Origin of the sequence: Proteiniclasticum sp., from assembly GCF_032054185.1 — a bacterium.
Classification (GTDB): Bacteria; Bacillota; Clostridia; order Clostridiales; family Clostridiaceae; genus Proteiniclasticum.
This window is the reverse complement of sequence record NZ_DAMBTF010000029.1, coordinates 17,672-31,025: the sequence shown is the minus strand read 5'-3', so window position 1 is coordinate 31,025 and position 13,354 is coordinate 17,672. Positions and strand designations below refer to the sequence as shown.

The 13,354-nt window shown below is 44.8% G+C and carries 12 protein-coding genes, 1 tRNA gene, 1 pseudogene and 1 riboswitch; of the genes and pseudogenes, 11 read left to right on the top strand and 3 right to left on the bottom strand.

Annotated features, from left to right (window positions below; all coding sequences use genetic code 11):
• The first annotated feature begins 63 nt into the window (after window positions 1-63).
• The 3 genes from RTX25_RS12885 (at window position 64) to RTX25_RS12875 (ending at window position 1,882) form a co-directional block, all read left to right on the top strand.
• Window positions 64-138: transfer RNA gene (locus tag RTX25_RS12885), tRNA-Asn, on the top strand.
• 180 nt (window positions 139-318) lie between these two features.
• Window positions 319-717, top strand: coding sequence for a secondary thiamine-phosphate synthase enzyme YjbQ (locus RTX25_RS12880; RefSeq protein WP_312654312.1), 399 nt, complete (start codon window positions 319-321; stop codon window positions 715-717).
• A 7-nt stretch (window positions 718-724) separates the two neighbouring features.
• The gene (locus tag RTX25_RS12875; RefSeq protein WP_312654310.1) at window positions 725-1,882 is read left to right on the top strand and encodes an iron-containing alcohol dehydrogenase; all 1,158 of its coding nucleotides are present in this window, start codon (window positions 725-727) and stop codon (window positions 1,880-1,882) included.
• Window positions 1,883-1,957: 75 nt separating this feature from the next.
• Here RTX25_RS12875 and RTX25_RS12870 read toward each other — a convergent pair whose 3' ends face one another.
• The 3 genes and pseudogenes from RTX25_RS12870 to RTX25_RS12860 form a co-directional block, all read right to left on the bottom strand.
• Window positions 1,958-2,425 (bottom strand): pyridoxamine 5'-phosphate oxidase family protein, encoded by a 468-nt coding sequence (locus RTX25_RS12870; RefSeq protein WP_312654309.1) that lies wholly within the window; start codon window positions 2,423-2,425, stop codon window positions 1,958-1,960.
• A 43-nt stretch (window positions 2,426-2,468) separates the two neighbouring features.
• Window positions 2,469-3,035, bottom strand: coding sequence for a dihydrofolate reductase family protein (locus tag RTX25_RS12865; RefSeq protein WP_312654307.1), 567 nt, complete (start codon window positions 3,033-3,035; stop codon window positions 2,469-2,471).
• 134 nt (window positions 3,036-3,169) lie between these two features.
• Window positions 3,170-4,139: pseudogene (locus tag RTX25_RS12860) on the bottom strand (alanine/glycine:cation symporter family protein).
• A gap of 571 nt (window positions 4,140-4,710) precedes the next feature.
• Window positions 4,711-4,881: riboswitch (Lysine riboswitch) on the top strand.
• 80 nt (window positions 4,882-4,961) lie between these two features.
• Here RTX25_RS12860 and RTX25_RS12855 point away from each other — a divergent pair.
• From RTX25_RS12855 to RTX25_RS12820, 8 genes are read left to right on the top strand one after another with little or no spacing between them, the layout of a single operon-like run.
• Window positions 4,962-5,351, top strand: coding sequence for a hotdog domain-containing protein (locus RTX25_RS12855; protein ID WP_312654305.1), 390 nt, complete (start codon window positions 4,962-4,964; stop codon window positions 5,349-5,351).
• Window positions 5,351-6,190, top strand: coding sequence for a 3-keto-5-aminohexanoate cleavage protein (locus tag RTX25_RS12850; protein WP_312654303.1), 840 nt, complete (start codon window positions 5,351-5,353; stop codon window positions 6,188-6,190). Before RTX25_RS12855 ends, RTX25_RS12850 begins: the two co-directional genes overlap by 1 nt.
• A 5-nt stretch (window positions 6,191-6,195) precedes the next feature.
• Window positions 6,196-7,233, top strand: coding sequence for an L-erythro-3,5-diaminohexanoate dehydrogenase (locus RTX25_RS12845; RefSeq protein WP_312654317.1), 1,038 nt, complete (start codon window positions 6,196-6,198; stop codon window positions 7,231-7,233).
• A gap of 12 nt (window positions 7,234-7,245) precedes the next feature.
• Window positions 7,246-8,499 carry a lysine 2,3-aminomutase gene (gene ablA / locus RTX25_RS12840; protein ID WP_312654301.1) on the top strand — a complete coding sequence of 418 codons (1,254 nt, stop codon included), beginning with the start codon at window positions 7,246-7,248 and terminating at the stop codon, window positions 8,497-8,499.
• Window positions 8,500-9,522 carry a hypothetical protein gene (locus RTX25_RS12835; RefSeq protein ID WP_312654299.1) on the top strand — a complete coding sequence of 341 codons (1,023 nt, stop codon included), beginning with the start codon at window positions 8,500-8,502 and terminating at the stop codon, window positions 9,520-9,522.
• Window positions 9,503-10,954 (top strand): MutS-related protein, encoded by a 1,452-nt coding sequence (locus tag RTX25_RS12830; RefSeq protein WP_312654297.1) that lies wholly within the window; start codon window positions 9,503-9,505, stop codon window positions 10,952-10,954. The genes RTX25_RS12835 and RTX25_RS12830 overlap by 20 nt, the downstream gene beginning before the upstream one ends.
• A gap of 11 nt (window positions 10,955-10,965) precedes the next feature.
• On the top strand, window positions 10,966-12,522 hold the full coding sequence (locus RTX25_RS12825) for a lysine 5,6-aminomutase subunit alpha (protein ID WP_312654295.1): 1,557 nt from the start codon (window positions 10,966-10,968) through the stop codon (window positions 12,520-12,522).
• Entirely contained in the window at window positions 12,522-13,310 is a 789-nt protein-coding gene (locus RTX25_RS12820; protein ID WP_312654293.1) for an OAM dimerization domain-containing protein, read from the top strand. The genes RTX25_RS12825 and RTX25_RS12820 overlap by 1 nt, the downstream gene beginning before the upstream one ends.
• Window positions 13,311-13,354 lie beyond the last annotated feature (44 nt).

The following is a 13,354-nucleotide window of genomic DNA, read 5'->3' as shown; positions in this document are numbered from 1 at the left end:
TAGAGCCCATGATACTGCAGGGGAGGCCCTGTGGGAAAGTAGGTCGTCGCCAGTTTATATTATTCCGCGATAGCTCAATGGTGGAGCACTCGGCTGTTAACCGATAGGTTGGAGGTTCGAGCCCTCTTCGCGGAGCCACAGCTCTCAGTTTATACTGAGAGCTTTTGTGTTATATGAATTTTGAACCGATGGAAATCCATTGGTTCTTTTTCAGTTCACGGAATTGTTCATTATAAGAAATCAAAAATCGATGCAAATAGAAATGAGTTAGTGATATTATAGGGTTAGAAGAAATATAATCTATAAAGGAGGTTCAGTATGGAAAAAATAAAACTTGATTCACGGGAAAAAACCGATATGGTGGACATTACAGAGAAAGTCAAGGACGCAGTCAAAAACAGCGGGGTAAAATCAGGTATATGCCTTCTTTTTGTCCCACACACAACTGCAGCGGTAACAATTACTGAGTATGCTGATCCCAATGTCATGAAGGATATTTTAACTTCATTAAACAGTCTGGTACCCTTTGAGAACGACTATAAGCACGAAGAAGGAAATTCGGCTGCACACATCAAATCCAGTCTCTTCAACTTTTCTCTGGAAATGATCATTGATGAGGGAGAACTTGTCATAGGTGGATATCAGGGGATATTCTTCTGCGAGTTTGATGGACCAAGAGAGAACAGACAGGTTTTTGTAAAGATCATGGAAGGGTAGGGTGGAAATGGATAAATTTGAGTTTATGACTTCAGACAGAATCGTTTTTGAAAGAGATGGAATCAAAAATATCGCTAAACTGGCTAAGCCACTGGGCACTAACGCTCTTATAGTAACCGGAAGCAGAGATACCGTCGGAAATGAAATCAGAGAATATCTTGAAGCAGAAGGAATAAAATCCGCACACTTCAAGGTTAAAGGGGAACCTAGTCTTGAAACGACTAAAGAGGGGCTTGATCTGGCAAGACATGAAAACTGTGACATGGTCATTGCCTGTGGCGGCGGTAGCGCAATAGATTCAGGTAAAATCATTGCGGCTATGATGATGAATGAAGGTGAGATTCTTTCATATCTGGAAGTCATCGGGGAAGGAAAGAGTCTTACAAAGCCTTCGGCGCCTTGTATTGCTATACCGACAACTGCAGGGACTGGTGCAGAGGTCACAAAGAATGCTGTAATCAGCTCTGATGAGCATAAAGTAAAGGTCAGTTTAAGAAGTCCGTACATGTATCCTGATCTTGTTCTGCTCGATCCAATGCTCACTCTTTCCATGCCAAAGCGCGTCACAGCCAGTACAGGACTTGATGCACTGACTCAGGTCATTGAACCGTTCATCTCTCATCTGTCCAATCCTATGACCGATGCATTCTGCAGAGAAGGCATGAGACTGGCCGCTAGATCTCTAAGGAAAGCTTATGATGACGGAAATGATGTGGAAGCCAGAGAAGAAATGCTGCTTGCTAGCCTCTTTGGAGGAATCGCTCTTGCGAATGCGAAGCTGGGTGTTGTTCATGGATTTGCCGGAGTGATCGGTGGAATGTACGGAATTCCTCACGGTATCGTATGTGCTGCACTCCTGCCTTATTCTGTAGAAACTAACGTAAAGGCACTGAGTGAAAGAGATGAGAACAGTCAGGCACTCATCCGATATGAGGAAGTGGCTAAAATCCTTACAGGAGACGAAAAGGCCACAATAGAAGATGGAAAAAAATGGATCATGAATCTCTGCAGTCATCTGGACATGCCTGGTTTCCGTGAATATGGAATGAAGGAAGAGGATTTTTCAGAGGTCATCAGTAAATCCATGAATGCCAGCAGCATGAAAGGAAATCCGATTGTTCTGAGTTATGAAGAGCTGGAAGGGATGCTGCGAAAAGCACTATAGAGAGATTGAATGATAATAATCACTTGAAGCAAAGAGAAAGGCACATCATTTTGATATGCCTTTCTCTTTGCTTGATTAATCCAGTCTGCCTTTAGCAGAGCGATGAAGGATTTCGATACCTATAATCTGCGTGCGATCTTTCAGTCTTTCGATATAGATTTTTCCTTCTTCAGGAAATTCATGAGCATACTTACTGATGATTTCAGAAAGTACCTCATCCTTTTCATTTCCTGTTATGAAAGATGCTCTGCCGAATATCACAACGCTCTGATATCTCGTTGAGAATTGATCAGGCAGTGTCTCCACATCAGTTACCACCGTGAAAGAAACCTTATCATTATAACGGATGTTGTCTGTTTTGAGTCCTTCCTGTGCGCAGTGAAAATAGATTCTGTCATTCAGATAAACATAGCTCATGGGCGTGGCGTATGGAAATCCATCTTCGCACTGAGTACCCAGAATCCCATACTCTCCTTTGTGGAGAATCGAATCTATGTATTCTTCCGGCAGTTCACGGTTTTTTCTTCTTACTTCTCTAAACATATGGTCCCCCTACTGTAATGTAATGTCATGGATTATCACAATCTTACTTCTCAAAATGGTAGATGAGCTGAACGACTCCTGACGGGTAGGTATTTGTCTTTACAAGAACGAGCTTAGCCCTTTCTTTCAGATCGATGAAAAGCGGTTTACCTTCACCCAGAAGTATGGGATGTACAGATAATCTCAGCTCATCCACTAGGCCTAGATTCATGAATGTTGTGATGAGGTTTGATCCGCCATAAAGCCAGATGTCTTTTCCGGGTCTGTTTCTTATGGCGTTCACTTCTTCCTCGATATTTTCCCCGATCAGCGTGACATCAGCCGGATGCTCCTTCAGAGTCGTTGTGAAAACATAGTGGTCTTTCTTTCTGATGTTATCGAGCGTTTTCAGGTCTTCTTCGGAATAACCATTTTCAGGTTCATAGGTCATCCAGGCTTCAAAGCTTCTGCGACCGAAAAAAATGGCATCGATACCCTCAAGAAACCCCGGGAAATTCATTTCTTCTTCCATTATGCACCAGTCAATTTCACCGTTCTTGCCTTCAATGAAACCATCAAGAGTAACCGCAAGGTCCAGCAGAATCTTTCTTCTGTTTTTATCACTCGTCATTTGAACCCCTCCTTTATAGGAAGATTATAGCATCTCAGCTATAAATGAGAAACCTACGCCTATAAGATAAAGTGAGGGAATGATGAATCATTCCCTCATAGGAGCTGGAGTATATTTCAGTCTGTTTCTGATAATTATACAGCCTTTTCTTTTTCTTCCTGGTCTTCCCTGCCGAAGAACTCCTTAGTCCTCTTGATGACAATTTTTCTCAGAAGGAGCAGCCCGATAAGGTTAGGAATAGCCATCAGACCGTTGAGTGTGTCTGACAGATCCCAGAGCTGAGCGAGTCCGCCGATTGCGCCTATAGCTATCAGAGGAATATATATCAGTCTGTATATGATGATCGATTTTGTTCCGAGAATAAACTCGATACACTTCTCTCCATAGTAAGCCCAGCCAAGTATGGTGGAAAATGCAAACAGTAGTATTCCTACGGATACAATGATTCCTCCAAAGGGTATAACACTGTCAAAGGCTGCAGTCGTCAGTGCTGAACCGGTAGCTCCACTGTTCCAAACACCGGACATCATGATTGAAAGTGCGGTCAATGTACAGATTACGATGGTATCCATAAACACTTCAAAGATACCCCATAAACCTTGTCTTACCGGATGGTCGGTAGTGGCTGCTGCATGAGCGATAGGTGCGGAACCCAGACCTGCTTCATTGGAGAAGACCATTTCCGATGTAGTACATCGGTCCGCCTACAAAGTCGCCATTCTTGTTCTTGACTCTATACTCGATGGACAGCACAACCTCTGCAAATTTTGTGGTCATACCAAAGATCGCGGAGACCCACATCCAGAAAATCGCACCAGGCCCACCTATGGAGATGGCAGTTGCCACCCCGGCAATATTACCAGTTCCGACGGTTGCGGCAAGTGCTGTTGATACCGCCTGGAAAGCGGAGATGTCGCCTTCACCCTTGGTATCTTTCTTGAACATCTTCATGAGTGTGTTGCTTAATACATATCCAAGTTTTGCAATCGAGAAAAATCTGGTCTTGATCGTAAAGTAAACACCAGTACCAACCAGTAACAGGAGCATCGGCGGTCCCCAGACGAATTCATTGATGATGCCGTTAATTTCCAGCAGTTTTTCCATTAATTTCCCCCCATAAAATATTCACTGTCTGGCCAGACAATATTGAGATAAAGATGTATCAAAGTCGGCTTGCGCAAATCTTCTACAACTTTGTAAAATAATAAAAGAAATGCTTCTATAGTGCAAGTGAAATATACTTCCTAAAACTAAATTTCTGAAATTCCGAATTAAACTTAAATTATATTGGGAAATATATAAATTTTCTGTTAAATGTGCAGTGATTATCATAGATTTTAAGAAGAGATTTTTAATTTAATTTGTATATTTTATAACAATATCAGTTCCAGTTTATTCATTAACTGAAATAAGATGATGAAATGCGTAGAGAATATTTATGTGCTGATAAGTATACAGATCCATGATAATATCAGTTAAATGAATATACCCGCAGAGAAATAATTGTCGTTTTCGAATGAAGTAAAATTAATAAATATACTTTTATATGCATAAATAAGCGTTTATTACAATGTGAAGCATAACAATAGCAAAAAAATATGATAAAATATTATCTTACTGTTGATTTTTTAAACGATTACAGTTTATAATGAGATGACAATGCACATAATAGTCACTTTTAAATAGAGGAGCGGCCAGAAGGTAATGGTAATCACAAGAAACCCTTCTTTTACCATGAATAGCTGATCGCCGAAGGAATATGGAAAAGGGTTTTTCTTTATGTCCTGGTGAAAAGGCGCAAAGCCTATCACTGTCATGTAGATATACATGGAGCGCTATTTATGTTTTTTAAACATAAAGTGCTCTTTTTTATTGCGTTTTTTTAGAGAACTTAAGAAGTTCAGAAAGATGACAAGGAGGATTTACATGGAAGCGATGATCAGATTAAGGATGAGTGCGCATGATGCACATTATGGGGGTGGACTCGTGGATGGGGCAAGAATACTCATGCTCTTCGGGGATGTGGCAACCGAGCTTCTCATAAGAAGAGACGGGGATGAAGGACTGTTCAGAGCATATGAAAACATCGAGTTTCTGGCGCCGGTCTATGCCGGGGATTATATCGAAGTTGTGGGCAGAATCGTCAGTGAGGGTAAGACTTCACGTATAATGGAATTTGAAGCAAGAAAAGTCATTGTTCCTCGAAGCGATATCAGTGCGTCCTCATGCGATGTTCTACCTGAGCCCATCGTTGTATGCAGAGCAGTGGGAACCTGCGTGACGCCGCTTGAAAAGCAGAGAGGAGAAAAGAGGTAATGGAAAAACTCATCATCACAGCAGCCATCTGCGGTGCAGAAGTGACAAAAGCCCATAATCCGAACGTTCCTTATACCGTTGAAGAGATCAGAGAAGAAGCTAGACGAGCCTATGAAGCAGGGGCTTCCATTATTCACCTCCACGTCCGTGAGGATGACGGGAGACCCACACAGGATAAAGAGAGATTTGATGCCTGTATTCAAGCAATAAGAGAATGCTGTCCGGATGTCATCATACAGCCAAGTACAGGTGGAGCTGTGGGGATGAGCTCTGATGAAAGACTCCAGCCTCTTGAGCTTGATCCTGAAATGGTAACCCTTGACTGTGGTACGCTTAATTTCGGAGGAGATGAAATCTTCGTCAATACGGAGAACATGATTAAGGAGTTCGCCGACAGGATGAGGAAAAAGAGCATCAAACCGGAGTGCGAAGTGTTTGACAAAAGTATGATCGATACAGCGGTAAGACTTATGAAGAAAGGTCATATCGAAAAACCTATGCACTTCAATCTTGTCATGGGGGTTAACGGAGGCATCTCGGGGGAACCAAGAGATCTCATCTATCTTGCTGAATCTCTACCCGAAGGGTCAACCTTCACCGTGTCGGGTATAGGGCGTGCTCAGCTGCCATTAAATACCATGGCGATTCTTATGGGCGGTCATGTAAGAGTGGGATTTGAGGACAACATCTATTACTGGAAGGGCAAACCGGCAGATTCCAATGGTGATTTTGTCAGAAGGATTGTAGAGCTTGCAAAGCTTCTTGGGAGAGAAATCGCATCTCCTGATGAAGCGAGAGAAATTCTGGGCATTAAAAGAAAAGACAGGTTGAGGGAGTAAAAATGATGAAAAGTGGATGCAAGTATGGAACACACAGAGTGATTCTGCCTGAGGGCGTATTGCCACAAGCTGCATTAAAGATCGATAATACCATGGAAATATACGACAATGAGATTCTTGTGGATGTCATCGCATTGAATATCGATTCTGCAAGCTTCACTCAGATTGAGATTGAAGCGGATCATGACAGCGAGAAAATCGGAAGAAAAATCATGGAGATTGTTGAAGAAAGAGGTAAGATGCAGAACCCTGTCACAGGTTCGGGGGGGATGCTCATCGGAGTGGTGGAAGAAATCGGAGCCGCACTGAAAGACAAGATAGATCTTAAACCTGGAGACCGGATTGCGACGCTTGTTTCTCTCTCCCTGACACCGCTGAAAATCGAAAAGATACTGAGCATCAAACAGGACATCGACAGAGTTGAGGTTAAAGCCAAAGCCATCCTGTTTGAATCCGGACTTTATGCAAAGCTTCCTGAAGACATGAGCGAGAACCTCGCACTTGCTGCACTTGATGTTGCGGGAGCCCCGGCTCAGGTAGCAAAAATGGTGAAACCTGGAGACAGTGTCCTGATTCTGGGTGCAAGCGGAAAATCAGGCATGATGTGTGCATATGAAGCGATGAAAAGAGTGGGGCCTACGGGTAGAGTCGTCGCCTCAGACAGAAGAGAAGATGCCTTGGAGATGCTTAAAAAGAACCGCTTCTGTCACGAAGCCTTCGCAGGAGATGCGACAAAACCTGTAGAGGTCATGACTAAAGCGCTTGCCCATAACGGAGGAAGAGAGTATGACATTGCCATCAATGTGGTCAATGTCCAGAATACGGAAATGAGCACCATCCTTCCGGTAAGAGATGGAGGAATCGTGTACTTCTTTTCCATGGCAACGAGTTTTACGAAAGCGGCACTTGGCGCTGAAGGCGTCGGCAAGGATGTCACCATGATTATCGGCAACGGATACACACGTGGCCACGCGGAGATCACTTTGGAAGAACTGAGGGAATCCGAGAGTCTAAGAGCGATATTTGAAGAACTTTATGTTTAACGGGGGGATAAGATGAATAAGTTTGCTGACATGAATAGAAGAGAGATGTTTCCGGATGTGCCTGAGGAGAAGTGGAACAGCTGGATGTGGCAGGTTCAGAACAGAATTGAAACGGTGGAGGAGCTTAAGAAGTATCTTCCGCTGACCATAGAAGAAGAAGCCGGTGCGAAGAAAGCGCTGAAATCATTGAGGATGGCCATTACGCCGTACTACCTGACACTGATGGATAAAAATGATCATCTTGATCCTGTTCGCATCCAGGCAGTTCCCTCTGCAATGGAGATCATGACCGCTGATGCGGATCTCATGGATCCTCTCCATGAAGATGAGGATTCACCTGTTCCGGGCCTTACGCACAGATATCCTGACCGGGTTCTGCTTCTGCTTACCGATCAGTGCTCCATGTACTGCAGACACTGTACAAGAAGAAGGTTTGCCGGTCAGACGGATAATGCCATGTCCACTTCCAGAATCGATGCGGCCATAGATTACATCAGAAATACACCACAGGTGAGAGACGTTCTCCTTTCCGGAGGAGATGCCCTCCTCATGAGCGATATCCGGCTTGAAGCCATCATAAAGAAGCTTCGTGAGATTCCCCATGTGGACATCATCAGAATCGGCACAAGGGTGCCTGTAGTCATGCCTCAGAGAATCACGGACGATCTGGTCAATATGCTGAAGAAATATCATCCCATCTGGCTCAATACCCATTTCAATCACCCTTCCGAAATTACGAGAGAGTCAAGAGAAGCCTGTGAGAAGATGGCCAATGCAGGAATTCCGCTTGGAAACCAGTCCGTTCTTCTTAAGGGGGTCAATGACTGTGTACATGTCATGAAAGACCTGGTGCAGGGACTGGTCAGAATGAGAGTAAGGCCATACTATATCTATCAGTGTGATCTTTCCATGGGTCTTGAACACTTCAGAACACCGGTATCAAAGGGAATTGAGATTATTGAAGGTCTGAGAGGCCATACCTCCGGCTTCAGCGTACCGACATTTGTTGTGGATGCACCAGGCGGTGGAGGAAAAATCCCGGTTATGCCGAACTATGTCATCAGCCAGGGTACTCATAAGGTGATCCTCAGAAACTTTGAAGGCGTCATCACAACATATACTGAACCCGATGTCTATAAGGAAAACTGTCAGTGTGAAGTGTGCAGGGGGGAAAAGACAGTGAAGAATATCGGCCTGTCCGCACTTCTTGAAGGAGATGCCATCAATATCGGGAATACTGATCTTCTCCATAAAGCACAGTCCTGAATGGATAGCCTGTTCAGACTGAGATCCCTTGCCATAATCGGCATGGGGAAGAACACAGGTAAAACCTCGTTTCTGAATCTGCTCCTTAAGGAGGCAGGAAAAAGGTGGACGGATAGGGTTATGGCTTTAACCTCCATGGGCAGAGACGGGGAGGACAGAGACCTTGTGACAGGAACGGAAAAGCCCAGAATCTATGTTCATAAGGGGACACTGATTGCAACGTCCGAAGAGCTCCTTGAAAGATGCGATGTGACAAAGGAAATCATTGAAATAACAGGAATCACGAGCTCACTTGGTAGAGTGGTCATTTTTCGCAGCCTATCAGACGGTTTTGTGGAGATTGCAGGTCCTTCGAGAAGAAGTGATCTTCAGATCGTCGAAAAAGCCATGCGGAACATTGAAGAGAACTGTCTGTTCATTGCCGACGGTGCGCTCTCGCGTATGTCCTTTTCGGCAGAAACCGATGGAGCGGTCCTTTGCACGGGAGCCGCAGTCAGTCATGATGAGAGAATAATATTCGAGAAGACAATGCATGCGCTGTCTTTACTTATGCTTGAAAAAACAGAAGATGATCTTCCGGACACGGGAGGCAGAGCATTTTTAAAAAGCTGCGGCAGATGGACTTCAGTTGAGGGGGATATTGCGCTGTCTATCGGAAGGGAAATCTGCGGACAGATCACAGCTGATACGGAGAGTATCTGCTTAAGAGGAGCGGTCACGGACAAGTTTATAGAGGAACTCCTTGCTTCCGATGACTTCAGGAATCTGTCGCTCATCGCCGGAGATGGCACACAGTTTCTTATCGGTTCCGAAACACTTTCGAAACTGAAACTGCGAGGAGTAAGACTTCAGGTTCAGGATGAAATATCGATAAAGATGGTGCTCATGAATCCCTATGATCTGAACGGAAAGGCGCCTGAGCTTCAGGAACTACAAATGAGGCTTAAAGAAGCGCTGGACATACCTGTGTTTTCGCTGGAAGAGATGAAAGGAGAAGAGGAGAATGATTTATTTCAGTCATAAAGAATCGGAACTGCTTGGACTGAAGTATGTCATGGATAAAATCCGGACAGGCAGTCCCTACGGGAGAGCTTTTAAAAAATCGGTGTCATTCTACGGGGTGGAAAAAGAGCGGGATCTGATTTCTGAGCTTGAGAGGACAAAAAGCCTAAGTGAGATCCTCCCATCACTGAAAGCGGAGTATGAGCACCTTTTTATGATGTTTGAGGAAATAAGAGACATCAGAAACCTGATTCTGTCTCTTAAGGAAGGTGCAGTTTTAAGCGAACTGGACCTTTATGAAATCAAATACATGCTTACGGGAATGAAGAATATCCAGAGAGAAAAAAAGAGGATTCTCGGAGAAGAGTATAATCTTCACGAACTTGAAGAACTTAGAAGGATTCTTGATCCACAGGGGTCAGGACTGAACACTTTTTATGTCTATGACGAGTATGATGAGACTCTGAAGAAGATCAGGATGAGAAAAAGAGACATCGAGATGAGGATCAGAAAAGCGGAAAATGAAAAGGACAAAGAGGCCTGTCTGGCCGAAAGACGAGCTGCTGTTCTTCAGGAGGAGCACGCAGAGTATCTTGTGCGAAAAGAACTGACTGCGAAGATCATGTCTTTTCGAGAACGTATACTCGCCAATATGGATACCTTAGGGCAGATGGATTATCTTCTGGCTAAAGCAAAGCTTTCAGCGGATTTCGAGACCTGTCTGCCGGAGGTAGGGAAGGACAGACCCATATCCATGGTCAACGGCTATCATCCGTATTTTGAATCCAAAATCAGACAAAGAGACCGGAAATTTTCCCGTATTTCTTTATGTCTTGAAAAAGGAAGCACGCTGCTTTGTGGCGCAAACATGGGTGGGAAAAGTATTACGCTGAAGACCGTTTTCCTGAATACGGTACTTGTTCAGATGGGTATACTGCCGTTTGCAGAGAAAATGATGACACCTGTTCTGGACCGGATGGATCTTCTTTGCGAAGATGCGGAAAATCCGGACAGAGGGCTCTCTACTTTCGGAGGAGAGGTCATGAAAATCAGGGAGATCATGGAATCTCTGTCGGATTCTCCATCGCTCCTTGTACTCGATGAACCTGCCAGAGGAACAAATCCTGTGGAAGGAACCGCCATAGCCGGAGGACTCCTTCAGTATTTCCGGAAAAAGCAGCATTTCCTTCTTATGGCTTCACATTATGACCTTAAAGATATTGAAGGGGTAAGACGTTATCAGGTCAGAGGTCTTAAAGATGTAGATCTGGACAGTCATATCAGAAATACGGATGAGGACAGACAGGCTGAGGTAAGACTTCTATCTGAACTTATGGACTATACACTTGAAAAATGGGACGGTACCAAAGTGACCGGAGACGCGGTCAGAATCGGAGAATACCTGGGATTCTCTAGGGAACTCACGAAAGAAATCAGGAAACTACTAGAATAAGGGGAAAACAAATGAGTAAAATCAGACTTGATATGAATAAAGTGGATCAGGCGAGGAGCCATGCAAGGCTTATCGCATCGGATACCCAGAAATTTGTGGAACAGCATACCACCGTTGCAGTGGAGAGAACAGTATGCAGACTGCTTGGCATAGATGGGGTGAACGAGGAGGGTGTGCCGCTGCCTAATCTTCTTGTTGATCACCTGAAGGAGAAGGAAGCTCTGGAAAACGGTGCGGCTTATTATATCGCTCTCGCCATGAAATCCCTTTCCCTTAGTCCGCAGGAGATTGCTTTAGAAGTCTCGGAAGGCAGACTGGATCTTACAAAGATGCCTCACAGTGACCGCTTCGAGATGGAGCTCACAGTAGAGTCCATAGCAAAGGAGATGGTTTTACGGATCAGAGAGAATCGTAGGGAGAGAGAAAAGAAACTTGTAGAGTATGGAGACAAATCCGGACCCTATCTCTACGTGATTGTGGCCACGGGGAATATCTACGCAGATATCGTTCAGGCGAAAGCTGCAGCTAAGCAAGGCGCAGACATCATCGCCGTCATTCGTACAACGGGACAGTCACTTCTCGACTATGTACCTTATGGTGCAACCACCGAAGGATTCGGCGGAACCATGGCTACACAGGAGAATTTCAGACTCATGAGAGAAGCCCTTGATGAGGTGGGTGACGAGCTTGGAAGGTACATCAGGCTCTGCAACTACTGTTCGGGTCTGTGCATGCCGGAAATTGCTGCGATGGGCGCCATGGAAAGACTGGATGTCATGCTGAACGATGCCCTCTACGGAATACTTTTTAGGGACATCAATATGAAGAGAACACTTGTTGACCAGTATTTCTCAAGAGCCATCAACGGCTATGCGGGAGTCATCATCAATACCGGTGAAGACAATTACCTCACTACAGCCGATGCTTACGAGGAAGCTCACACGGTACTTGCTTCTCAGCTGATCAATGAACAGTTTGCACTTATGGCGGGACTGCCTGAGGAACAGATGGGTCTTGGACATGCCTTTGAAATGGACCCCGAGCTTAAGAACGGATTCCTCTTTGAGCTGGCACAGGCGCAGATGGCCAGAGAAATCTTCCCCAAAGCGCCTCTGAAATACATGCCTCCGACAAAATTCATGACCGGAGACATTTTTAAAGGACAGGTTCAGAATGCGCTGTTCAACATGGTGACCATCATGACGGGACAGAAGCTTCATCTTCTCGGGATGATGACAGAAGCCATCCATACGCCGTTTCTCTCTGATCGTGCTGCGGCCATAGAGAATGCCTCCTATATCTTCAACACCATGGAGGATTTCGGAAACGAGATCGAGTTCAAATCGGGTGGAATCATTGAAAAAAGAGCACAGGAAGTGCTCGATGAAACAGTAAAGCTTCTTGAGAACATCGAAAAAGAAGGTCTGTTCAGAACCCTTGAAATGGGCAAATTTGCAGGAATCAGAAGAATGCAGGATGGCGGAAAAGGACTTGACGGAGTGGTGCGAAAAAGCAGGAACTACTTCAATCCGTTCTTCGACCTTCTGCTTGAAGGGAGGAATCAGTAATGAGCAGCGGACTTTATCGCTCCGAGAAAATCGATCTTACTGAAAAACTGGATTTAACGAGGGTTAAGCCCTATGGCGATACCCTGAATGACGGAAAAGTCCAGATTTCCTTCACATTGCCGGTCCCTGACGGAGACCGCGCCGTGGAGGCTGCAAAGCAGCTTGCAAAGAAAATGGGCCTTCTTGACCCTCTGGTTGCACACCATAAGGCTCTTGATCAGGAATTCACATTTTTTGTGGTCTATGGAAGCCTTGGTCACAGCGTAAATTATGAAGAAATCAGAGTGGAATCCTTAGGCGGTGAAGTAATGGATATGGATGCCGTCAACGAATTTGTCAGAGAGAATATCGGCAGAAAACTGGTGGTTCTTGGTGCTTCTACGGGAACGGATGCACATACGGTGGGGATTGATGCCATCATGAATATGAAAGGTTTTGCCGGTCACTATGGCCTTGAAAGATACGAGATGCTGGATGCCTACAATATGGGCAGTCAGGTGACCAATGAGGAATTCCTGAAAAAAGCAGTGGAGCTAAAAGCGGATATTCTTCTTGTCTCCCAGACCGTGACCCAGAAGAATGTGCATATCGATAATCTGGTGGGTCTTGTGGAGCTTCTTGAAGCTGAAGGTCTTCGTGACAAGGTTGTGCTCATCTGCGGAGGTCCGAGAATCAGTCATGAACTGGCTAAGGAGCTGGGTTACGATGCGGGATTCGGACCCGGAAAATATGCTGATGATGTGGCTTCTTTTGCCGTACATGAGGTGATTGCAAGAAAACTTGTCTAAATTTAAGTATAATGTCGGGGAGGATATCTTAGGATATCCTTCTT